A 23,375-nucleotide genomic window follows, 5' to 3' on the forward strand; every position below is an offset into this window, starting at 1 on the left:
TCCTGCCAAAGCGTGCGGAAGGCCCTTCGTTCCTGCGTGGAGTCGAACGACTGACAATTGTCAGTCTGCAAAGCATTGACCGCGGCTGGCTGCAGCTAATCGCCCGCGAGCGACTGCATCGCTTCCAAGAGGCGTTCAAGCCCGAACGGCTTCTGGAGCATGATGCTGCCGGACACCGGACGCGGAGCGGCGTGCGTGTAGCCGGTGGCGTAGATCACAGGCATGCGCGGATTGGATTGCCTGCACTGGATGGCGACATCCCAGCCCGTCAGCGAGCCCGCCAACCTGATGTCGGTGAACAAGAGATCGGGTGTGGCTTCGGCACAGAGCTCGAGCGCGCGCTCGCCGCTATCAGCTTCCATCACCTCGTGCCCGTGAGTCTCCAGGATGTCGACCACCACGTCCCGGATCAGGTCTTCGTCTTCGGCTACAAGAACCCGCAAGTCTCCCTCCAGTCGCGCTCTTCGTCCACGACATGAGGACCCATGCGCAGAAAACATAGTGCCGGCTGGTCGGCGCCGCCTCCGCCAACTCGGCCGACGAGCCAGCGAGACTCAAGCTGGAACGGGTGACCTTTGTTCCTGCCCACCTGCTGAGCCGGACGGCATTTCGATTTTTGCTACTTGATTTTATTGGTGAGCGCGCTGGGGCTCGAACCCAGGGCCGGGAGCCTGGATCGGGCAATGAACCAAGAGCATGCGAGGCGACTATTTCACCGACATGGAGCAGGACGACAGCGACGCTGAGGACGATGATTTGGAGGAGGCGAAGCAGCAGGCTCCGGAAATGTGCCCGTGCGCTTGATTCTGCTCATGCCATAGCGGTTGTCTCACGAGTCTCGAATTCGAACGCTGCCGGGCTCGAAATACATGTCCCGGCAGCGTGTCATTCTCAAACTGAGCGCTGAAATCCCAGTTGGCTTCGACTGTGCAACGGACATGCCACAGGCTTGTGACAGGAGCCCGCCGGTTCGCGCTGGCGGGCCTTTGATAGCTTAATAGTAATGGCGCCTTGGGCGGTGATAATAGTCGCCATAACCGTAATATCCCTGCCGGCCCTGCTGAAACTGTGGCGGCACCGTGCCGTTGGGGTAGCACCGACCGTCTCGAATATCGACGTCGGCGCCGTGGCCGCATCGGACGGGATGTCTACCGTAGCCTCCACCGTAACCTCCGCCGCCGCGATGATAGTACTGCCGCGCAGCCTGTTCTTGAGGAGGGAGGGCCCCGTTCGGATAACACATGCCGTCTCGGGCGCTCAGGTCCCAACCGTGGCCGCATGGAGGCGGGTGTCTTGGCACACCATACTGGACCTGCTGGATGGGTGGCTGAACCAGCCCCGGCACGGGCGGGCCCATAAGTAATGCTGCGGCGAGCACGGAAACGATCATCTGAGAATCTCCATGGGGCGCAGCGTGCCTCAGCACGTATGAACCCGCTGTGAATGGCACGGCTCACGTTGGCGGCTTCTTCGCAAAGCCTAGGGTTAGCACCAGAACCACTGCCAAGAGAACCCAGCCGACAATATCGATGGCGGTCATGGCTGCACCCGGCGAGTGTGCACACTGTGTGCAGGCCCCAAAAATCCCCTCAACTCGAAGGGCTGAATTTTGGCTCTAGGTGCTTGATTAGCTTGGTGAGCGCGCTGGGGCTCGAACCCAGGACCCCGTGATTAAAAGTTATGGTACTGGCGATTTGCAGGTGATTGCACCTCATCGCGACGGGTCGCAAGTTGTCGCACTAATGGATTGAATCAATGTAATAAATTCGTCGCGAGCAATTGCCTTTCGGCTCCGATAAGCGCATCATAGCGCGTGCACATGTACCTAAAAGGTACGCGAAAGGTACGGAGCCGCGCTTGCCAAAACGTTCGCTCACAGACCGCTTTTGCGCCCACGCCAAGGCGGCGGAAGGCGACGTGCAAACCGACTATTTCGATGAGGACTACCCCGGCCTTGCGCTGCGGGTGAGCCAGTCCGGCGCGAAGTCTTGGACCTACCTTTTCACATGGTCGGGCAAGCGGGTCCGGATGACGTTCGGGACCTATCCGGCAACCTCACTCGCCAGTGCCCACACCCGGGCCGACGAAGCCCGCGCCGATCTTGAAGCGGGCAAAGATCCCCGAGCGGCCAAGGCCGGGAACCTTGATGTCGTACTGGACGCCTTCGTGAAGCGTCACGTCACCAAGCTCCGCAGCGCCGACCAAATCACGCGGGCCTTTGACGCCTACGTCCGCCCTCGGCTGGGCGCCAAATCGATCTATGACTTAAAGCGCCGCGACGTTGTCGAGATGCTGGACGCGGTCGAGGACGAAGCCGGCCCGGTCATGGCCGACCGCGTCCTGGCCCACGTGCGGAAGGCTTTCAATTGGCAGGCGGCCCGGGATGATGAATTCAAATCTCCTATCGTTCGGGGCATGGCCCGCACCAAGCCAAAGGAACGATCGCGAAAGCGAATCCTTGCGGATGATGAAATCCGAGACGTGTGGGGTGCACTAGACACGGCACCCGATTTGCCGGCCTGCTACCCGGCCTATGTCCGGTCCCTGTTGCTTTGTGCGACCCGGCGCAATGAATCCGCTGGAATGCATTCAACCGAACTTGACGGTGACCTTTGGACCATTCCCGGCGAGCGGTACAAGAATAAGCTGGACCATGTGATCCCGCTCAGCCGGCAGGCGAGGGCGCTCATCGGCGGCAAGCCCGACGGCTTCGAAGGCAACTCGTGGTTTGTGTTCTCAAGCGCGACCGGTGGCAACATCGCCGGAAAGAAGCCGTTCAGTGGGTTCGCGAAGGCCAAGCGAGCGCTGGACGCCGAGATCGCCAAGATCAGGAAGGCGGAGGGCAGGGACCCAATCCCTCGCTGGACCCTCCACGACCTCCGCCGCACCGCCCGTTCGCTTATGTCCCGCGCCAAGGTCCCGGCCGATCATGCTGAGCGCTGTCTTGGCCATGTCATCGGCGGGGTCCGCGAGACCTATGACCGATATGAATACCTCGATGAGAAGCGGGCGGCATTCGTAGCGCTTGCTGGCTTGGTGGATCGGATCGTTAGCGGGAGGCCCACCGCTCTACGGCTAGTGCGGGTGGCGCGTCCGGATGCGACGGGAAGCGAAGCCGAAGCCCTCTCGCAGTAGCGCGCAAGGCGTGATATGCTCTTGCACAGGTGCCCATAGAAACCCGCTAGACTGATCAGCGGGAGCCGCACATGAGACCCGAGTGGGCGTCAATCGGGATCGGCATTCCACATACATTTGGAGTGTACGATGACGCTGCTAGCTCAGCGTGAGGAGCCGCGTGCTGCCTCACACCTTATCGAATGCAATGACCTGTTAGACCTTCGCGCCGTCTGTCGTCTTATCGGTGGTACCAAGCCCATCCACCCAGCCACTCTCTATCGTGGCATGAAGGCTGGACGTTACCCCGCACCGATCAAGGTCGGCCCCAATGCTTCCCGATGGCTTCGCAGTGAATGCGAGGCGGCCCTTGCGGCCATGATCGCACGGAGGGCTGAGCGATGAGCGAAACCCTGAAACGCTTCATCGGCTCCGCGCTGCCGATAGCCACGGCGCAACGCGAGCTTGTAGTGGTGCCCCAGCCGCCGCCGACGCTGGACGAACTCGCGGCCAACATCCGCCAAGCCCATGCCGATGTTGAGGCCGCGCTGCTTACGGCAGCGGAACGCGCGCTCGATGCCGGCTTGCAATTGAAGGCTGCCAAGGAGCGTGTTCGGCATGGCGGCTTTGAGGACTACGTCGCCTCGTGCCGGCTCTCGATGCGAACCGCGCAGAACTACATGCGGATTGCCCGGCACGAAGCCGAAGTTCGCCAGTTGCTTGCGGAGAAAGCGCAGGGCAATGCGCATTTGAGCATCAGCGCGCTGCTCAAGTACGTGCAGATGCTTGAAGCGAAGAAGAAGCCAAAGCGCAGAGCAACCTAAACCACCGCACGCGATCCGCCGATTGAGGGCGCCGGGGCAAATCCGCTCCGGCGCCCTTTTTGTTTGGCGCCGCGTGTTCGGTCGGGTGCGAGGAACATCAACACGATTGACTTAACCCGTAATACGGCCGGTGATCACTTCATACAATCAAGGAGTGTGCTCAATGCCCCAACTCAAATGTGCCGAATGCGGCGAGCCGTTTGCGCCTCGCGAAGCAAAGCAACGGTTCTGTAGTCCAGCGTGCCGCATCGCATGGTTCGCGAATGAGCGGCGCGAAGCCGTACGCCGCTATCGGAGCGAGATGCCCAGCAGCTATTTCGAAATGGAAGCAGGGCGCGACGACGAGAGCAGCGGCCCCGCAGTGACCGGCGCGTCACCGGTCTATGGAGCCAACCTCCCTGCGCCCGCGTGGAGCAAAGCGCTGGCATCTTTGCCCAAAGAGCGCCCCCTCGGTGAACGCGTGGATGCCGTCAACGATATCAGCGCCGTGTGGTTCGATCCCGAATACGTCGCCCCGACAGTGGAGAGCTAGAGATGCGCGCATTCGCTTTGAGTGACACCGAGTACAGGCAACTGGAGCGCCTAGCACGCAGGCACAACATCACAATCCGGGAGATCATGGCCGAGATGGGAGAAGTCATCAGGAGGGAGTTCAACGCCGAGCACAATCAAAACGCCAGTGGGCCGCTATTCACCTTCGTCCGTAACCATGTCGTCGGGCCTGACTACTTCGTCAGCGCCAACGTCCCGGGACCAGAAGCGGTTGTCGATATTTTCGAGGCGCGCGCTGTCTGGACCGCGGATGTGAAGTTCGCGAGTGTTCTGCTCGACATCTATCATTCCCGCGATCTCGCAAAGGACGTTCTCGCCAACACTCTCGCGTGGTCGCGGTTCTGGGCTGTACGATTTCCGACCTCCGAAGGGCGAGTGAAGTTCAAAGCAGTCCTCGAAGAGCTCGAAGAGAAACCGCGGCTCCGCGTGATCGATGGGGGCGCCTGATGAAATTTCAGTTGCTCGGTGACTTTCCCTGCAAAGGCGGCGCGATGGTAATCCCCGTTGGCACCATGATCGAGTACGCGCCCGGTGAAGCCGCGGCCCGGGTTGTGGCATCGCCTTGGGAAGCAGGCGGGCAGTTTAATGGCACTCCGGTCCCGATCCCGTTGCCACTGAATGCGAAAGCCCTGGATCAGGCCGCCTATGACCAAATGGTCGCTTGGTACACGCCGATCTCGGATCAGCTGTTGCGCCAACTTCAATACACCCCAGGCATTCAACCTCGTACCTGAAAGGAAACTAAGCGATGTCTAAACGATCTCCCTTCTCCGGCTTCGGCGGCTCGCAATCGAAGATGCAATCCGCGCCTCGCGCCCGAAACGGCGGCGGCGTGGGCATGAACAAGAACGTCTCCGGCGGAGTGAAGGGTGGCAAGCCCGCGAAAGGCATCTCTCCGCAGGAGACCTCCCGGATCGGGATGCAAGTGGTCACCACTCGTCCAGCGGCTGGGGCCCCGGGTCCGATCTCGGTCCCGCTGGGCAATACCTTGACCCAAGGGACCACAGGCCCCGGTGGCGGTCGCACGGTGCAGCCAGCTGGGACACAAGGCCGTCACGGCGGCGGAAAGGAGAAGTGAGCTATGTGGGAATACGATGTGAATGAATGGCGCAAGGACCTCCAGCGCGGCGTGAGCGATCAGACCATCCGCGATATCGTGGCGGATGGGCGCCGGCCTAATCCAAATCGGCTTTCGGGCCCGGTGCAGGATGTGGGGGCTTCGCGCGGGCCGACGGGCCAGGACCTCCGCAATTGGCAGCCGCCCGGGCTGGCTGTGGCCGATCGGATCATTGATCGGTTCGCACCGCCAAGTGCAGCGGAGCTTGAGGCCCGGGAGCGACGGGCGCGGGCTACGCAGGCGGCAAACCGCATCCCGCTAGTGCCGGAGGCGAAGCGATGAGCGCGGCCCCACAAGCAAGGCGACCGGCACCGCGAAGGCGGTCGCCAGAAGAGAAGGCGGCCCGCCTCGCAGAGCGGATCGCAGCGGAGAAGGCCGAGGTTGAGGCGCGGCGGCCCAAGGTTGTCGTCAGTGACGACGTGGTGATCCGCGATGCAGATGTGCAGGTGAGCCGCGCTGATCCCAACGCACAGCGCGGCGCAGGGGAAACGGTACGTGTTCGCAGGGCAGGCCCAATGCCGATCGAGCCGCCCTTGCCACCAATGCGAGCGGGCGAGGTGCGGATCGATATGGCTGCTTACACGGCGCGCCGCTTGGCCGATGAGGCCGACCGCGCCATGGAACGGCAGCGACGGCGCCAATTGGACCCCTGCAATCTCGGCCTCTACGGAGGCTGGGATGACTGAATTGGCATCCACTGTAGCGCGGGACTGGCGCGCGGAACTTGCGGAGATCGAAGATTGGGACGAGTGGATGTCCGCCGCAAGCGACCTCGTGCGCAGCGGCCATGCCAGCCAAGCCGAGATCATAGACGAGTATGAACTCGGCGTGGACGACACGAAGGCCCTTTCGGCGACGCTAGCCGCCTCGCCAACCTTGGATCTTGTGGCGCTGGTGACTGCCCACCGTCTCAAGGCGCCAGACCTCAACAGCGCGGGGGCTGGGCTTACCGAGGAAGAGCGGGCCTATGGCGAACCGGAGGCGGAGGAGATTGAAGCTGAAGTTGAGACCGAAGAGGAAGGAGCCCCATCAATCATCGCTCCTCCGCCTGTGCCCGCGCCAGCGTCCGCTTCGCCTCCGTCCACGGTGTGGGTTGATCCGGATGCAGCGGCGGAGATCGATTGGCGCGCGGGCGGTCGGACCCTGCAAAACGCCAAGGTGGCAATCGCCAAGCTCGGTATCCGCTGCCAGTTCGATGACTTCCATAAGAAATACATGGTGCACGGTCATCCGTGCATGAAGGGCGGCTCTGTGTCCGAGAGCTTGGACAACATGGCGCTGATGGTGCGCAATGAAATCTCCAAGGTATTTAAGCTCGACATTGCCAAGGGCCTGGTGATGGAAGCGCTACAGATCAAGTGCATGGAGCGCGCGTTTGACCCCGTGCGGGATTATCTCGATGGGCTGCAATGGGACGGGCGGGCGCGCCTTGATCGGTGGCTGGTGACGTATTGCGGCGCTGAGGACACCGAGTATGTCCGCGCGGTGGGCCGCAAGGTGCTTGTTGCTGCGGTTCGCCGTGCGAGAGAGCCGGGCTGCAAGTTCGATTACCTGATGGTGATGGAAGGCCCCCAGGGCGCTGGGAAATCAACCGCGCTGCGGATACTCGCGGGCGGTGAAAACTTCTCTGATGCTCAAGTGCTGAGGTTGCGGGACAAAGAGCAGCAAGAGGCGATCGGCGGCATATGGATTTATGAAATCGCCGAGTTGGCCGGACGGCACATCGACGTGGAAGGGCTGAAAGCCTTTCTGTCAAAGACGGTCGACGCTGCACGCGCGGCCTACGGCCATGGCCGCACCGATCAGCGGCGGCGCTGCGTGTTCGTCGCGACCACCAATAATGATCAATACCTGAAGGACGGGACCGGCAATCGCCGCTTCTGGCCTGTGAGGGTCGCAGAGATCGATCTTGAAGGGCTCCAGTTCGATCGCGATCAGTTGTGGGCTGAGGCGGCAGCAGCCGAGGTCACAGGTGAGCCGCTGGTGATACCAGCGGCGTTGTGGAATGTGGCGGCCGAAGAGACAGCGGTGCGCATGGAGCATGATCCCTGGGCCGATATCATCGGTGATAAGCTTGCGCAGTTGGAGGCCGCAGCGCTGGGAGGCAGGATGCTGACTACCAAGCTATTCGCCCGTGGGGAAGATGCCCAGGGCCCACACTGGCGTGTGGCATCGGACTATTTGCTCACCGAGGTGCTCAGCATCCCGAAGGCGCGACAAGCGAACTGGCAGACCAAGCGGCTCGCGAATGTCATGCGCTCGCTTGGTTGGACATGGTGCGAGAACCCGCTTCGCTTCGGCACCGCAGGACAAAAACGCGGCTTCATGAAGCTCATCGAAGATAGCGAGTGAACACGTGGTTACGGGCGGTACAGGGTGTTACAGGTAAGGGTCGAGACTTTTCTATAACCTCTTTGGGCCCTCTCTATACCTGTAACACCTGTAACACCTGTAACACCTATCAGGATAGGAGCAGGGATTTCAGAAATGTCTGGCCTGTTTAATCTGCCTGCGGTCGCAGAGATCGTAGAAAGGGAAGACGAGATCAGCATGCCGGCAAGCGGTAGCTCGCTGGACTTCCTCCAGGCTGTCTATCGCGACCCGTATCAACCGATGCATCGGCGGATGCGAGCTGCAGTAGCTGCGCTGCCATTCGAGCATCCGAAGCTTGCAGTGACAGCCGTAGTGAATGGCGAAGGGTTTGGAGCCAAGCTCGAAGCCGCCCGCGAACGTGCGGCAAGGGTTATCGAGTTTCGAAATCAATTGCCGACGATCAAAGTGGACTAAGCGCTTCGCGGGGAGGTCGGCTGCGCGCGCAGGGATTGAAAGTAGTTGCCCAGCGCTTCCCATCGCGGCTCAGCCTTTTGCCATCCGCCAATTGACCGCGTCCCAGTGCCTCCTGGGTGTGCGACCGCAAAGACCGGTATGCCATCCACCGTCGTATGCAGAGGCCTCTCGACTTGATAGGACCTTTCTAGATTAAACCAGCCGCCTGCCTGCCCCGAGGCTTTCCGGATCGCATTGAAGGGGGCCGAGCCAAGGCACAGAACCATCTTCGGTCTGACAATACGAATTTGCGGCAGCGCGTAATCCGAAGCGCTTTTCACGAGATCGCGGAAGACTATGCGAGCGTTCATTGATCCGGACTTGATGAAAGCAAAAGCATCAGTCGCATAGGTCTCGCGAAATGAGAGCTTCATGTGCTTTTCCAGCATAGTCCTTGTCTGCACGTTGGTCGCCAAATCTGCAACTTGCCCAAATGCCTTTTGCTTCTCGTCTTTGCCCGTTTTGAGCAGGAACTCCTCCGACGCCCAATCTTGGCTAATAAGCATCAGCTCCGCATCCACATCGCACGCTGAAATCGTCCATGGGACGACGTGGTCGCATTCGTAATATCCGTCAAGAATGTCGGAGAAATTCAAATAGCGGCGCGAATAGCCCTCGAAAGTCTCGGCCTGCCTCTTCTTGGCCAACGCTGAAAGGGCCACCCGCTTGTCGGAAGCGCGAATAACGGCGTCCATATCAAGCACGCAGCCTGCTTATCGTCGTATGGCTCACCCCGAATGTCCGAGCAATATCCGTCAACGGCTCCCCAGCCTCCTTGCGAGCCAACGCTTCCCGCTGCTGATCCCGGTTAAGAGCGGCCGGTCTCCCCATGTGCACACCGCGCGCCTTCGCTCTCTCGCGCCCTTCGCCCGTCCGAGCCTTTATCAACTCGCGCTCGAATTCGGCCAGCCCGCCGAGGACCGTGAGCATCAGCCGCCCATGTGGTGTGGTCGTATCCGCCCAGGTATCGGCTAAGCTCTTGAACCCAGCCCCAGCCTTGCCGATCGCATCCAGCACATTGAGCAGGTCCCGCGTCGACCGCGCTAGCCGATCAAGCCGGGTCACCACCAGCACGTCACCGTCCCTCAGCGCGGCTACCGCCCGGGCCAGCGCCTTCCTATTCCCCGCGCTTGCCCCGCTGATCTTCTCGGAGAACACCTTGACCGCGCCAGCCTCCGCCAACTGGGCCTCCTGCAGCGCCAGCGTCTGCCCCTCAGTGCTCACCCTCGCATACCCGTAGACCGTCATCCCCGCGCTCCACTTTCGTGCAAGACTTTCGCACAGTGTAACGCATTGACGAATCAACCTCAACGAGATCGTGCGTAAGTCCTAACTTTCGTGCAGTGGCAGCGCCGCTGAGGCGCGTCCGCTTAGGCTTCCTATCTGCAACGTGACGGCGCCCGGGGGGTGGGCCAAAAATTGGGTCTCGCAATCGAGCCAGATAGGCCCTCGACCAGGCATGCAAAATTTGCGAGTTTCGGGGATGATCCAGGCATACGATTAGCGGACTAAGAACACATCAATGACGAGATAATACTGATGCGCGCCATCCTATTGCTCTGCATCATACTAATCAGCGAAACCGTCGCATACGCTGAAAACAGCTCAAAGAAGTTCGTCGAAGGCTGCAAGGTGCCGTCATCCGAGGATTGGGTGAAGCGCTCTGCGAATATTTCCGGTTTCGGTGAATGTCTCGGAGTGGTTCGAACAATGATGGCGCTCGGTCCACATCTTGTCGAGGAATTGAGATTTTGTCCCGGCCAAGCGGCTCCCGTTTCTGGCATGAGAGCCATGAACCTATACGCTAAAGCCCATCCTGAACTGTTAACTTCGGACGGGCCGGACGGAGACAGTCTATATCTACTTCTGTCGGCTTTCCGCGAAGAATGGCCTTGTAAATAGAGAAGACCGATCGTGACTACCTAGCGCATAGATTAGACGGCCTTTGATCAGAAAGAGGTTTGGGCTCTCGTCTTGTCCGCGGTTTAGCGATTATAGGTAAAGACCGAAATGTGCTTTGTGGAGTTGGGAGAGGTTGATGCCCGAGCGCAAACTCACGCCTGAGGGCGAGGTTATCGCTGCGTACGGCGCCGCAATGGTCGCGGCATTCCAAGTGCTTATAAACTGCCTTGAGGAGAGCGATGCACTCCTTCCGGGACAGTTTCCCGATGCGCTCGGGGTCTACATGGAAATGGTGAAGAGCCGAACCGGCGGCATGAACGATATGACGTTGGCAGTGCTCCACGATATTCGGGCTGCTACACTGGATTAGCCGACCAGGGCGGGGGCGGGCCAAAATTCGTCCGTACGGATTGGGCTACGCCGTCGGACGCGACGCGAAACAGTGTGGAACTCGGCCACGAGGCAGCCTAGGCCTTTTGGATCGAGAATAGGTTCGCGTAGAAAAGGCCGCCTCAGAAGACGGCCTCCGTCTCGCTTTCAGGCTCCGCACTGGCGGCCAGATGGCATCCAAATTTCAAGGCCAGAGGAGCAGGACCAGCATACTGAGATCCCTACTTGCATTACAAAGCCGGTTCTAACTCTGATGCGAGCTCGTGCCGAGGCCCAAAGCCGGAGTCGGTTGAAAACAAGCTCGAAATGGCTGCTGAAGCAAACTTCTTAGAGAGCACTTGCTGCTCAGCATAGAGGAGCGTCAGCGATCTTACATGCTCTGCAACGTCGTTGAGATGAGATACGATCCTTTCCTGCTCCGCCTCCGAAGGCCAGGGTACCTCAATTTCGAGAAATCTCTCGCGCTTCAACTTCTGCCGATTAGTTGTCCCCTTACTTGCGTTCTGCACCTGCTTCATAAATGCGGGGGATAGAAAAACGTATCTCAAAAAGCGACGAGCAAGATCGCTGGGTTGATTTAGCCCGAAGACTGGGAAATCCCGCGTCACGACTGCGCCGGCCAAGTTGCCATTGACAAATCCAATCGCGCCGTTTCGCAAATCAATTCGCGAAAAAAGAAGATCACCTTCTTGAACAAAACACTGCCCAGGACTCTTGATTTCCATTCCGTCACAGATGCGTCGAAGGCGAAGACCTTTGTGGTTCATCGCGACGGTTACTTGCATATACCTGTCATCAGGCACAATTATTGCTGGTCTTTGCACATATTGGCCAATCGAGCCCAGTTTAACAATTGGACAATCTGCAAAAGCCTTTGAACAGGATGCAGTCAGTAAGTGATCGGCAACGTCCACATTTTGCTGCAGACGCGTGGAGGCAGCGCGAGCTTGTTCATCAATCTTTTCACACAGCGAAATAACTTCTTGCTGACGCGCGGCGTCTGGAACGGGCACAAGGAGCTTGAGAAACTTTGACTTGCTCAGGTGCGAAAGGCTGAAAGCGGCCATGCCGGTAGCCTGCTCCTCTGCAATCCGATTCAATTGGCCCGAGCGAAAGAACCATTTCAAGTATTTGGGATTGACCTCTGAATCGACTAGTTCGAAGGTGGGAAACTTCTCGGAGAGAATTGCGCCTGCTACATCGTCATCCGCAACAGCGAAGGCGCCAGATTTGGCAAATAGAGTGCAATAGACGATGTCGCCAGCGTTTAAGGTGTGTTGAACGAACTTTTTTAGAATGTCGGCGCCATACTTGTACTCGCGGATGAAGACTCCGTGCCCATGCCATCGTACGCCGCCGCATCGGTACTCGACGTCGTCCTCGACTGAAATAAGCCGGTTCGCTTCTTGAAGGATGTCTCCAAATCTTCTCAACCTCGGCATTAGAGTTTCCCTGCAAGAGTTTTTAGGGCTTGCAGAGAGGTGGCAATCCGTTCGTTGTTACTTGCAAGCATCGAAATGAGCTCGTGCGGATCGTCTGGCAACTCTGCGTCAGGACGGTTTGGATTTGCAAAATCGAGATTAAACCCACTTTCCGCAATCTCTCCTATCGAGACCGACCACGCATTTTCGTTTGCCTCGCGATGATGCCACCATTTGATGCAGTCCTCGAACTCTTCGAAGCGCATCGGCTTTGTCTTCGAGTACTTCTTTCGGCCCTCGGGCATAAAGATTTCGTAGTACCAGGTGACCTCAGTCGCTCCAGAGGAGTCGAAAAACAGTATATTGCTCCGAATTGGGGTGTATGGCTCGAATACACCGAACGGCAAGCGCACGACGGTGTGCAAATTGAAATTCTTGACGAGATGCTCCTTTATTCGCGCTGCGGTACTTTTGTTGAAAAGCGTTCCATCGGGCACAACGAGGGCTGCTCGTCCGCCAAGCGGATGAGTGGGCGTACGCCTCTTCAGCTTGCGCATAATCAATTGCAAGAAGAGCAGGGCGGTCTCTGCGGTCTGCATATCTTGCGGAAAATTCCCTAGGACTCCTCGCTCTTCCTCGCCACCAAAGGGGGGATTCGTCAGAACTAGATCAACTCGGTCCTTGTCGCCGATTTCCGAGAGTTTGAACCTTAGAGCGTTTCCCGGGTCTACACGAGGAGCATTCAGCCCATGCAGAAGCAAGTTCATTTGGCACAGAAGATACGGAAGAGGTTTTGCTTCGCATCCGCTGAGCGATTTATCCTGTAGAACCTTGCGGTGATTCACCGTTTTGACTTGCTTGGCCAAGTGGTTGAATGCTTCCACTAGGAAGCCCCCAGTCCCGGCCGCGGGATCGAGTATCGTTTCACCCAGCTTAGGGTTAGTTACTTCGACCATGAAGCGAATAACCGGACGTGGCGTATAGAACTCACCTGAATCGCCAGCGGCGTCCCGCATTTCTTTCAGCATCGTTTCGTAAAGCGCACCGAGCGTGTGCAGCTCTTCGCTGGACGTGAAATGGAAGTCGTTTATTTTGTTGACCACGTCTCGCAATAAGTAACCGCTCTTCATACGATTATCGACGCCACGAAACACCGTAGCAATCACATCGCGACGATCGTCACCGTTTGCGCTGGTCAACTGACGAAGATACGCGAATAGACCCGGACCGGAACTTCCGTCCGGGCGTGTGGCTTGCTCGTAGTTGATGAAACCCAACAATTCGTCGCCAGTCATACCCTGGGGGCTTGAAGCCCAATCGCGCCAACGATAGGGAGGCTCGACAACAGGCCGAAAGTGTTGTCCACCAAGAACGGCTTCTTCCTCCCGTTGAAGTTCGAGATCGTCCAAGAACTTCAGAAACATGATCCAAGTGAGCAAAGGCAAGCGATCAAGGTCGCCGTTGAGGCCCTTGTCTTTGCGCATTATGTCTCGCGCGCTCTTGAGTAGCGAGCCGAGCATTTGGCGGGTTGTTGCAATTTCGGTCTTTGTATCGGCTGACTTAGGCGGCATAGAGTTCTTTCTGTAGGTCTTGGACGGCGGCTCGTAACTGAGCAGGACCGCCGAACAATTTGGTAATTTCGTTCACCTGTCCGAAGCTGGAGATAGGTGGTACGTGCAGAGCGTCCGGTAAGATGAACTGTGTATCGCCGTGTTCAGCATACTTTTCTAGTAGCAGCTCCAATATTTCACGTGCCGCAGGCGAGTACCTTTCGAAGAAGGACGGATTGTCGGTCCTTAGTCGCTGGGCACGCTCTCGACGCGTCTTTAAAGGTGCATTGAAAGCCAGATGGCACAGCAGATCGAAGGGATCAGCATCAGGTTGCTGCGTTGCGGCTGCCAGTTCGGCGAAGCTAATTCCCCGTTCGGCGAGAGTCTTCAATATTTCCGATTGCCGCATAGAATCTGTCCATTGATGTCGCAGATCGAGTAACGTTGGACAGATAGTCTTTATCGCTTCGGCAGCATATTTCGTGTACTGAATCACACGAAGCTGCTTTCCATCCTGATCAAGTTCATACACCACGTGCGCGGCTATTTCGATGCGGCCGCCGTCGAAATAGTACTTTTTGCGTTCATCAGAAGGTGGCTCCGAGATCGTGGGACTTAGCTCTTCCTCAAGCGCAGGCGAGGTTTTGAAGACCGCAACATCTCCGCTCGGAAGAATTTCCTCTTGTGTCAGCTCTGCTGGCTCGCCATCGAATGCGGGATCTGCAAACAGTTGCGTAGCGGACCCGGTGTAATCGATGATGTTGAACCACAGCTTCCCATAGTCGTCGCGAACGCGCGTCCCGCGTCCAATGATTTGTTTGAATTCACTCATAGTGCCAACTACGCGGGCAATAACAACGTTTTTGCATGTTGGAGCATCTACGCCAGTGGTCAACAATTGTGATGTCGTTAGAATTGCTGGTATGGCGCTATCTACATCCTGGAAGCGACTAAGGTGACCGCGGCCTATATCACCCTCGTCAGCTGTTACACGGCAAACGTAATCTGGATATTGAGCAAAAAGGTCCACGTTTTTGTTTGATAGAGCTCGACGCATTTCACTCGCGTGCTCTTGATCAACGCAGAATATAATGGTCTTAGCTAGGCGATCGCTGGATTTTAAGAAGTTAGTTAGGTGGCTTGCGATCGCCTCCGTCCGCGCGCGCAACGCCACGACCTTTTCAAAGTCCCTCGTCCCGTATTCGTCATCCGGTATGGGGCGACCATATCGATCGATGTCTCCTTTGGTTGGCCTCCAACCAACTGCGTCCCATTCTGTCACAACGCGATGCACTCGATAAGGAGCTAGGAAACCGTCCTCGATTCCCTGCCTGAGACTATATTCAAAGATTGGGTCGCCGAAGTATCGGTAAGTGTCGCGAGTCTCTTCGCGTAGCGGCGTCGCGGTCATTCCGAGGTGATAGGCTGGCTCAAAGTATTCAAGAATGGCGCGCCAATTGCTGTCATCTCGGGCACTTCCGCGATGGCACTCATCAATGATAATGAGGTCGAAAAAGTCGCGTGGATAGGAGCGAAAGAGACCTGGCCTTCGTTCGTCCTCTGCGAGAATTTGATACGTGCCGAAATAGAGTTCACGACTCAAGACAAGATCGCTAGCGTCAATCTTATGTCGAGCGTCGCCAAAGGCGCTAAAGATTCCGTCCTTTGGTTGGTCAATCAGGATGTTTCTATCGGCCAGATATAGTATCCTTGGACGGCGATATTCGGCACTGCGATTCCACCGAGCAGTCCAAAGCTTCCAGCAAATTTGAAAAGCAACTGCTGTCTTTCCGGTGCCAGTAGCCATCGTGATCAGCGTTCGCCGAGTTCCCAGTAGGATGCGCTCGACCGCCCGGTTGATTGCGATCTGCTGATAATAGCGCTCGCCCTGTTTCACCGCGTAGTTTGACGGCGTGAGGAGCCGGTCAAGTTCCGTTGACCCGCTTGGTGCTAGTCGCGTGCAATATCGAAGCCAAAGCTCCTTTGGTGTTGGAAACGCCTCAACTGCATGCTCGCCCCCCGTTGTGAAGTCTATCTCGATGATCTCGTGCCCGTTTGTCGCGTATGCAAACTGAAGGCCCAAAATCGCCGCGTAAGTCTTTGCTTGCTGTACTCCATCGCTTGCTGATTTGTAGCTTGCCTTCGCCTCGACAACAGCAAGCGGGAAATCTCTTGTGTATCGGAGTAGATAATCGACTCGTTTGGGGGCTTTCCGAACGAAACTTGATCCAACGGGTACGATGCGTCCGTCGGTGATCGTCCGCTGTTCAGCAATAGAATGTGGCGCATCATCCCAGCCGGCCCGCTGAAGAGCAGGCACGACAAACTTTCTGCAAGTATCTGCTTCGCTCATAAAATGGTCGCCCGATAAGGTTGCGCCTTATTCGCAATGACTCAGCTGTAGATAGGGGTGCCTGCACGCCGAACCGTCGTTAAACGAACCCAATTACCCTTGCCACGCTCAATTTTCCAGAACCACCAGCCGTTCACGGCACGTCCCACGACGGCCTTCCCGGCATGGCTTAAGGATTCATAGTTCGCGCCTCGGTATCGAACAGTTCCATCCCTGCGTGCGCGGGCCCTGTATACTTTGCCTTTGTAGGCGGCCGTCAGCTTCGCTCCAGAAGGAAGAAGACGAGCTAGTTGCGATTCGCCGCGGACCTTCTTCGGCTTCTCCGGTTCTTCAGAAGCTTGGCGCCAATCAAATAGCGAGGAGAGGTGCTTTGCTTGTTTGGTGCGGATAGCGCGCATTATTTGCCGCTTCATATCTCGCGATTGTGCGAGCTTGCCGGTCTGCCTGGCTCCTGGCGGGCGCGTGATCCGCAATAGTAGAGCCTCAATTTCCCTTAGGTGCTGATCACGAATGGTCAGATAAACTGAAAAATGGTCCCATGAATTTCCGTGCCGGTTCTTCCCGTGAGCCGTGAGCCTATTGCGCAACGCGCTCGCGAGTCCGACGTAATAGAGCTTGTTCTTACGATAGAGGGCGTAGACCCCCGCGTTCCGGCCGATCAGCTCCCGTACAATGTCAGGGTGATCAATCAAGAGGTCCTTTGAAACCCGCTCAAGGTGCGCAAAGACCAGTGCCTCGCGCTTAAGGCGGCGCGGCCGTTTGGCTTTCGTCTGCACGATCTTGCCCCCGAATCAGTTTCCCCAGGAGGCATTGTAACCGTAGGTAGCCGCTGGCTGGCATCGTACGAAGGACGCGAACTGCTGGGTTGCTCAGAACCCGACAGGAGATCGCGGAAGGCTTGTCTGCTGTTACGGCTCGATCAACTCGCTATGGCCGCCGTGAATGCTGCCACCCGTAACGATAAGCCGAACCTTGCCGGTCTTTTGGCTCTCCGCCATCGCCCATGCGCGGGCTTTGGCTTTGGCCTCCACATCGCTCGTCGCGTTGATGGTCTCACTGGAGTAGGTGAGGTCAGGGTCTTCGATGTCAACAAGCGAAGCAATGTACTTAGTCTCTGGAAGGGCCGACTGAGCTTCCCCAAGCATTCCGGTCTCCGTACCTAGGCCGTACCTATCAGCGAAATGGTTTTAGACAATCGTTGGACTAAGTCTCTGAATTTATTGGTGAGCGCGCTGGGGCTCGAACCCAGGACCCCGTGATTAAAAGTCACGTGCTCTACCGGCTGAGCTACGCGCTCCCATGGCCGCTGATGGCTCGAAGAGATCGCCATCGTGTTCGGACATTCGAGAGGCATGTCTTGCCGCTTCGCCTAGAGATCGCGTCGCGGGGAAAACCGGCTGTTTCCGGATCATGCCTTCGGCCCGCGCTGTGTAGGGGGAGTGGCTGCGGAGGTCAATAGTGCGGGTGGTTGCCGAAGATCGCGGCAGGAGCGGGGATTTGCCTGGGCTATCCGTCGCTTAGGCCAAAATTCTCACCTCGATTGGCGGCCGGTCATCCACGCCGGAGACCGCGTGATTCCAGGCACGAGGCCGAAGACCGGCGTGGAGCAGGATCAGTTCGTCTCCCGCCGGACCTCGCTCGGCACCGGCTGCGGCGTGCCGGTCGGGTGGGGCAGCGCGACCGGGCGCAGGCCGATCAGCTCGGCGGTGCGGATCGCGCTGTCGCGCCAGAACTGGAACGAGTTGATGCGGCTGAGCTCGAGGGTGGCGATGGCGACCGCGGCGAGGAACGGCAGGCTCTGCAGCACCAAGACGCCGGCGAAGATGTAGATCTCCGTGATCTGCTTGTAGCTGTTGGTGGCGATCAGCACGCCGGCGCCGACCAGGAGCAGGGTGCCGATCACGGCTTCCCAGAACGCCTGGAACTCGATCGACATGCGGGACAGGCCGCCTTTGGAGGTGCGGGCGAAGGCGATGTGCTCGGTGATCAGGCCCTGCGCCACCGCGCGCGACACCGTCCATTGCACGCTCATCGCCGCGATCATGGCGCCCAGCATCTGGCCGGGCTTGATGGCGACGCGGGCGCGGTACATCGACAGGAAGTGCACCAGCGAGACGATGAACGCGCCGATAATCGGCAGCGTCAGGATCTTGTCGGGAATGGCGATGTCGGCGAAGGCGACGATCGGCACCCAGATGAGGTTGAGCAGCGCCACGACCACGCCGAGGCTTTCGGCGCCCAGCCAGTTCAGCCAGCCGAGGCCATATTCGCGCTTCTGGTCGGGCGTCAGCCGGCTCGCGCCGGGCAGGAAGCGGCGCCAATGCTTCTTGACGATCTGCAGGCCGCCATAGGCCCAGCGGTGCCGCTGCTTCTTGAAGGCTTCATAGGTGTCCGGCAGTAGGCCTGCGCCGTAGCGGGTGTTGGTGTAGTGGGTGGTCCAGCCGAGCTCTTGGATGGCAAGGCCGAGATCTGAGTCCTCGCAGATCGTGTCGCTCGACCAACCACCGGCCATGTCCATCGCGGCGCGGCGGATCAGGCACATCGTGCCGTGCACGATGATGGCGTTGGCCTCGTTGCGCTGGACCATGCCGATGTCGAAGAAGCCGGCATATTCGCCGTTCATGATGTAGTGCATGATCGACAGATCGCCGTCGCGGTGCTCCTGCGGCGCCTGCACGAGGCCGACGCGCGGGTCGGCAAAAGCAGGCACGAGGTCCTTCAGCCAATCGGGCTCGACGACATAGTCGGCATCGAGAATGCCGATGATCTCGGCATCCGCCGCGGTGCGGTCCATCGCGATCCGGAGCGCGCCGGCCTTGAAGCCCTGCACCTTCTCGGCGTTGATGAACTTGAAGCGTTCACCGAGCGCGCGGCAATGGTCCTGGATCGGCTGCCAGAAGGCGGGATCCGGCGTGTTGTTGATGATGACCACGCATTCGTAGTTCGGGTAGTTCAGCCGCGACAGCGCATCCAGCGTCTGCTTCAGCATCTCGACGGGCTCGAAATAAGCGGGGATATGGATCGAGACCTTGGGGCAGTAATCCTCGGGCACGTTCTCGACCGGCTTGTTCTTGGCGATCAGGCGCTGCGGCGGCCGGCCGAAGGCAACCGCGGCGATCTCGTCGATGCGCGCCATCGCGATGAGGACCAGCGGAACAAGGAGGATCATGCCGAGCGTCAGCGCGAAAGCCGAGCCGAACAGGAAGTAGTGGCCGTTCCAATAGGCGAACACGGTCGCGGCCCAGGCGCCGACGCCGTTGGCGGTCGCCGACAGCAGGAAGGCTTGCCTCGCGGTCGCTTTCTCGATCCGCAGGATCGGCAACGACAGCAGCACGCCGACCAGCAGCGCGATGCCCATCAGCTTCCAATAGTCGGGGTTCTCGACCGGGCCGGTCCAGGCGAATTTCGGCTCGCCGCTGGCATTGAGGACGCCCCAATACGGACCGACGCCGCCTTCGAAGAATTTCCAGGGCCGATCGAGGGCTTCGACGATGTTGTAGTCCATGCCGAGCGCTTCGGCGCGGGTGACGAAGTTGCGCAAGGTCAGCGCCTGCTGGAACGGACCTGGATCTGCGTTGCGCAAATTATAGCCTGCGCTCGGCCAGCCGAACTCGGCGATCACGATGCGCTTGCCCGGGAACTGATTGCGCAGGAGGTCGTAGCGGTCCACGGCCTGGTCGACGGCCTGATCCGAACGGAAGTTTTCCCAATAGGGCAGCACGTGCGCGGCGATGAAGTCGACGCTGGAGGCGAGGTCCGGAAAATCGCGCCAGATGTTCCAGATCTCGCCCGTCGTCACGGGAACACGGACCGCGCTCTTGACCTTCTTGATCTTGCTGATGAGGTCCTCGACCTTCATCTCGCCGCGGTAGATCACCTCGTTGCCGACCACGATGCCGATCACGTTGCTGTTCTTGCGGGCGAGCTCGATGGCGGCCTTGATCTCCCGCTCGTTGCGATCCTCGTCCTTGTCGATCCACGCGCCGACCGTGACCTTGAGGCCGAACTCGGCCGCGATCGGCGGCACCAGCTCGCTGCCTTCCGTCGCGGTGTAGGACCGGATAGCTCGCGTGAGGGTCGAGAGCTTCTTCAAGTCCGCGCGAATCTTGTCGGGGTCGACCTTGAGGTCGACGACATGGCCCGGTTCGAACGGCGTATAGGACAGGCTCGGCACCAGGCCCTTGAAGTCCGGCGCAGGTTCCCTGTCGCGCAGGACTCCCCAACTGCCTGCGTGGAGCGCAGACACGAGCAACAGAACGGCGGCGACAACGCGCATCGCGGCTAAACCAATAGGGGCTGAGGTGGCAGGGAAGCGGATCCGACCCCGAGATCCGACCAAGTCCGCGGCAAAGGGAGCATATCTCTGCCGCGCGGTTTCACAACTGTCATGGCCTCATGTCCTTATGAGGGCATGGCCTTTTCGAACGACGCGCGGCAGTGCCAACCGTCTCTATGGCCGGTCGTTCCTGAACGGCAGCTGAAACGACCGGAGCTATTTTGGCTTGGGCTATTTCGCCGGCGTGGGGGACGGGCTTGCCGCAGGCGAGGGGCTCGCGGCCGGCTGCGGCTGCGCATTGGCGGCCGGCGCTGCCGGCTGGGCGGCCGCGGCCGCCGCCTGCTGCGGCTGGGCGGCCGGGTTGATCCAGCACGCGTGCACGCGGCTATCCAGAGTTTCGGCCACCTTGGGGTCGATCTGGCCGCCGAAACGGGTCAGGCAGCGGAACGCGGCCTGGATGTGGCCGCCGGGGCAGCCGAAACGGTCGTAGAGGTCGAGATGACGGAATGCGGTATCGAGGTCGTCCCGCCACATCAGCCGCACCACGCGCCGGCCGAGCCAGACGCATTCGGGATTGCCGGCCGGGCCGTTGATGACCTGGGCGGCTTCCGCGAACTCGTCGGTGCGGCGCTGATTCTGGGCGGCGTCCTTGGCGGCGTCGGCGGGCTGGGCTGCCGCTTTGCCCTGTTCGGGGCCCGGCGGACCGCTCTGGGCGGAAGCGCCGCCAGCACCGGTCAGAACGAGCAGGCAGGAGACGGCCAAGGTGGCGGCGAACTGCCGCAGGACCGCATTTCGTGACTCGAACACCCGTTGCCGCATGAATTCCCCAATGTATCCGCTGGCCGTCCGCGTCAGGAGCCCCGCGGACGCGCTAGCTGATGGCGTCCAAATGGGTCTCCAATGCGGCGGAAAAGTCTTTCGGAGTCCATGACCTGTATTTCGAATTTTGTCCAGCAAAGTCACGATCCTAGATCCCGGTGAACCGGCGCAGGTAAATTCCTTGGGGGCGCAAGGGATCCACCGGACGTGCCCCCTTGGCAGACGGCGTGCGAGAAGGTAATCGACGGCCCTTCGCGGAGGACGGAACCGATTTCTCTTCGTACGCCACTGGCGCTTCTGCTCGTCTCACTGGGTGCGATCGCTGCCGTGTGGTGGTGGCTTGCCACGCCGATCACGCTCGCGCGCGCCCCGATCGATCCCGCCGACAAGGTTCAATGCGTCTCCTACGCGCCGTTCCGCGGCGAGCAGTCGCCGCTGGACGCATGGACCCATATCGATGCCGACCAGATCGAACAGGACCTGCGCCAGCTCAAGGAGATCACCGACTGCGTCCGCACCTATTCGCTGGAGAACGGGCTCGACCAGGTGCCGGCGATCGCCGCCAAGGTCGGCGGGATGAAGGTGCTGCAGGGCATCTGGCTCTCGAGCAACCGCACCAAGAACTACGAGCAGGCCGGGCTCGCCATTCGCCTCATCAAGCAATTCCCTGACGTCATCACCTCCGTCATCGTCGGCAACGAGGTGCTGCTGCGCGGTGAGATGACGACGGCGGACCTCGTCGCTCTCATCCGCCTGGTGAAGACCCAGGTCGGCGTGCCCGTCACCTATGCCGATGTGTGGGAATATTGGCTGAAGAACCGCGAGGTGTATGACGCCGTCGACTTCGTCACGATTCATATCCTGCCCTATTGGGAGGATTTCCCGATCAGGGCGAAGTTCGCTGCCGCCCATGTCGAACAGATCCGCGAGCGCATGGCGGTGGCGTTTCCCGGCAAGGAGATCCTGATCGGCGAAACCGGCTGGCCGAGCGCGGGCCGCATGCGCGACGGCGCACTGCCCTCGCGCACCAATCAGGCGCGCGTCGTCTCGGAAATCCTCGGCCTTGCGAAGGCGCAGAAGTTCCGCGTCAATCTCATCGAGTCCTACGACCAGCCCTGGAAGCGCAGGCTGGAAGGCACCGTCGGCGGCTATTGGGGCCTCTACGACTCGGTGCGCAGGAGCCTGAAATATCCGCCGGGACAGCCGATCAGCAATTTCCCGTACTGGAAATGGTACATGGGCGCCGGCATGGGGCTTTCCGTGCTGGTGTTCGCTGTCGCGCTGATCACGCTGCGCCGCCGGCCGTGGACACCGCGTTTCCCGGCCTGGCTCGGCGTCGGCATCTCGGCGACGACCGCCGGAATCCTGCTCGGGATCGGCGCCGACAAGATGTACTACGAGAGCTACGGGATCGGCGGCTGGCTGCTCTGGGGCGCGTTGCTGCTGGCCGGCATCCTGTCGCCGATCTTCTGCGCGCAGGCGATGGTGATCGGCCGCAGCCTGCCGACCTTCCTCGACCTGCTCGGCCCGCGCGAGGGCCGGAAATGGTCGAAGCTCACGGCGGTGCTCGGCCTGACGCTGGCGGTGACCGCGGTGATCGCTTCCGCGACCGCGCTCGGCTTCGTGTTCGATCCGCGTTACAAGGATTTTCCTTACGCCGCGCTGACGATGGCTGTGGTGCCGTTTGCGCTTCTGATGCTGAACCGGCCGCAGATCGGCCAGCGTCCGATCGCCGAAGCGGTGTTCGCGGGGGTGCTGGCGCTGTCCGCCGTGTACGTGCTGTTCAACGAAGGTCGCGACAATTGGCAGTCGCTATGGACCTGCGCGATCTATCTGTTGTTCGCGCTCACGCTGTGGCGGGCGCGGGCCGAGCAAAGCCAAGAATAAGCAGGCCGATCGCAAGGCCCGACAGCACGACATTGTAGAGCACGATGCCGAGGCCGGCGGCGATGAGGCCGACGGTCAGCAGCACGATCGACGGCCGCATCAGGTTCAGCATCGCAACCACCAGCGCCACGATGCCGAACACCGAATTCTTGAACAGCACGGTCGAGACCGAGCGCGACTTGCAGACCAGGGTCTGAAGCCCGGCGTCGCAGGCGAGCGCGACCTGCGAAAACTCGATCGCGAGATAGCGCACGTAGAGCGCGCAGCCGACGGTGACGAATCCGACCACGAGCAGGAACTGCACCTGGTAGGGCGTGAGGCGGAAGGGCTTCTTTGTCATGGCG

21 protein-coding genes and 1 tRNA gene are annotated in these 23,375 nt (G+C 59.6%); 10 read left to right on the top strand and 12 right to left on the bottom strand.

All coding sequences use genetic code 11. The features are described from left to right. Nucleotides 1-95 precede the first annotated feature (95 nt). Nucleotides 96-443 carry a response regulator gene (locus I6F31_RS22040; RefSeq protein WP_036012559.1) on the bottom strand — a complete coding sequence of 116 codons (348 nt, stop codon included), beginning with the start codon at nt 441-443 and terminating at the stop codon, nt 96-98. 1,414 nt (nt 444-1,857) lie between these two features. On the opposite strand from I6F31_RS22040, the gene I6F31_RS22045 reads away from it, so the two are divergent. The 8 genes from I6F31_RS22045 (at nt 1,858) to I6F31_RS22080 (ending at nt 8,394) form a co-directional block, all read left to right on the top strand. Beyond that, nucleotides 1,858-3,135: a site-specific integrase gene (locus tag I6F31_RS22045; protein WP_225186082.1), complete on the top strand. Its 1,278-nt coding sequence runs from the start codon at nt 1,858-1,860 to the stop codon at nt 3,133-3,135. Between the two features lie 380 nt (nt 3,136-3,515). Further along, entirely contained in the window at nt 3,516-3,938 is a 423-nt protein-coding gene (locus I6F31_RS22050) for a DUF3102 domain-containing protein (protein WP_225186083.1), read from the top strand. Between the two features lie 163 nt (nt 3,939-4,101). Beyond that, a complete protein-coding gene (locus tag I6F31_RS22055) occupies nt 4,102-4,470 on the top strand; it encodes a recombination protein NinG (RefSeq protein WP_225186084.1) in 369 nt (122 codons plus the stop codon). Nucleotides 4,471-4,472: 2 nt separating this feature from the next. Beyond that, nucleotides 4,473-4,937, top strand: coding sequence for a hypothetical protein (locus tag I6F31_RS22060; protein ID WP_225186085.1), 465 nt, complete (start codon nt 4,473-4,475; stop codon nt 4,935-4,937). Continuing rightward, nucleotides 4,937-5,224, top strand: a complete 288-nt coding sequence (locus tag I6F31_RS22065; RefSeq protein WP_225186086.1) for a hypothetical protein — start codon at nt 4,937-4,939, stop codon at nt 5,222-5,224. The genes I6F31_RS22060 and I6F31_RS22065 overlap by 1 nt, the downstream gene beginning before the upstream one ends. Before the next feature lie 661 nt (nt 5,225-5,885). After that, nucleotides 5,886-6,293: a hypothetical protein gene (locus I6F31_RS22070; protein WP_225186087.1), complete on the top strand. Its 408-nt coding sequence runs from the start codon at nt 5,886-5,888 to the stop codon at nt 6,291-6,293. Next, nucleotides 6,286-7,959, top strand: a complete 1,674-nt coding sequence (locus I6F31_RS22075) for a virulence-associated E family protein (protein ID WP_225186088.1) — start codon at nt 6,286-6,288, stop codon at nt 7,957-7,959. Before I6F31_RS22070 ends, I6F31_RS22075 begins: the two co-directional genes overlap by 8 nt. Nucleotides 7,960-8,094: 135 nt before the next feature. Next, nucleotides 8,095-8,394 (top strand): hypothetical protein, encoded by a 300-nt coding sequence (locus I6F31_RS22080; RefSeq protein ID WP_225186089.1) that lies wholly within the window; start codon nt 8,095-8,097, stop codon nt 8,392-8,394. Here the strand turns inward: I6F31_RS22080 and I6F31_RS22085 are convergent. Further along, nucleotides 8,391-9,128 (bottom strand): hypothetical protein, encoded by a 738-nt coding sequence (locus I6F31_RS22085; RefSeq protein WP_225186090.1) that lies wholly within the window; start codon nt 9,126-9,128, stop codon nt 8,391-8,393. The genes I6F31_RS22080 and I6F31_RS22085 overlap by 4 nt on opposite strands. Nucleotide 9,129: 1 nt before the next feature. After that, entirely contained in the window at nt 9,130-9,681 is a 552-nt protein-coding gene (locus tag I6F31_RS22090; RefSeq protein WP_225186091.1) for a recombinase family protein, read from the bottom strand. 790 nt (nt 9,682-10,471) lie between these two features. On the opposite strand from I6F31_RS22090, the gene I6F31_RS22095 reads away from it, so the two are divergent. Beyond that, on the top strand, nt 10,472-10,705 hold the full coding sequence (locus I6F31_RS22095) for a hypothetical protein (RefSeq protein WP_225186092.1): 234 nt from the start codon (nt 10,472-10,474) through the stop codon (nt 10,703-10,705). Between the two features lie 250 nt (nt 10,706-10,955). Here I6F31_RS22095 and I6F31_RS22100 read toward each other — a convergent pair whose 3' ends face one another. The 8 genes from I6F31_RS22100 to I6F31_RS22135 form a co-directional block, all read right to left on the bottom strand. Beyond that, nucleotides 10,956-12,167, bottom strand: a complete 1,212-nt coding sequence (locus tag I6F31_RS22100) for a restriction endonuclease subunit S (protein WP_225186093.1) — start codon at nt 12,165-12,167, stop codon at nt 10,956-10,958. Further along, nucleotides 12,167-13,717: a class I SAM-dependent DNA methyltransferase gene (locus tag I6F31_RS22105; protein ID WP_225186094.1), complete on the bottom strand. Its 1,551-nt coding sequence runs from the start codon at nt 13,715-13,717 to the stop codon at nt 12,167-12,169. Before I6F31_RS22105 ends, I6F31_RS22100 begins: the two co-directional genes overlap by 1 nt. After that, nucleotides 13,707-16,049 (bottom strand): DEAD/DEAH box helicase family protein, encoded by a 2,343-nt coding sequence (locus I6F31_RS22110; protein WP_225186095.1) that lies wholly within the window; start codon nt 16,047-16,049, stop codon nt 13,707-13,709. The genes I6F31_RS22105 and I6F31_RS22110 overlap by 11 nt, the downstream gene beginning before the upstream one ends. Before the next feature lie 41 nt (nt 16,050-16,090). Next, nucleotides 16,091-16,825: a DUF2924 domain-containing protein gene (locus tag I6F31_RS36730; protein WP_225186096.1), complete on the bottom strand. Its 735-nt coding sequence runs from the start codon at nt 16,823-16,825 to the stop codon at nt 16,091-16,093. Nucleotides 16,826-16,957: 132 nt separating this feature from the next. Further along, a complete protein-coding gene (locus tag I6F31_RS22120) occupies nt 16,958-17,194 on the bottom strand; it encodes a hypothetical protein (RefSeq protein WP_225186097.1) in 237 nt (78 codons plus the stop codon). Nucleotides 17,195-17,270: 76 nt separating this feature from the next. After that, nucleotides 17,271-17,346, bottom strand: a tRNA-Lys gene (locus tag I6F31_RS22125). A 315-nt stretch (nt 17,347-17,661) separates the two neighbouring features. After that, nucleotides 17,662-20,325, bottom strand: a complete 2,664-nt coding sequence (locus I6F31_RS22130; protein ID WP_225133659.1) for a glycosyltransferase — start codon at nt 20,323-20,325, stop codon at nt 17,662-17,664. A 231-nt stretch (nt 20,326-20,556) separates the two neighbouring features. Further along, nucleotides 20,557-21,144: a hypothetical protein gene (locus I6F31_RS22135; protein WP_036012549.1), complete on the bottom strand. Its 588-nt coding sequence runs from the start codon at nt 21,142-21,144 to the stop codon at nt 20,557-20,559. Nucleotides 21,145-21,471: 327 nt separating this feature from the next. Between I6F31_RS22135 and I6F31_RS22140 the strand changes: the two genes are divergently transcribed. Next, on the top strand, nt 21,472-23,031 hold the full coding sequence (locus I6F31_RS22140; protein WP_225139965.1) for a beta-(1-6) glucans synthase: 1,560 nt from the start codon (nt 21,472-21,474) through the stop codon (nt 23,029-23,031). Here I6F31_RS22140 and I6F31_RS22145 read toward each other — a convergent pair. Beyond that, entirely contained in the window at nt 22,991-23,371 is a 381-nt protein-coding gene (locus I6F31_RS22145; protein ID WP_225186098.1) for a hypothetical protein, read from the bottom strand. The two genes, I6F31_RS22140 and I6F31_RS22145, sit on opposite strands and share 41 nt — an antisense overlap. Nucleotides 23,372-23,375 lie beyond the last annotated feature (4 nt).

This window comes from Bradyrhizobium sp. NBAIM01 (assembly GCF_020194115.1).
GTDB lineage: Bacteria > Pseudomonadota > Alphaproteobacteria > Rhizobiales > Xanthobacteraceae > Bradyrhizobium > Bradyrhizobium yuanmingense.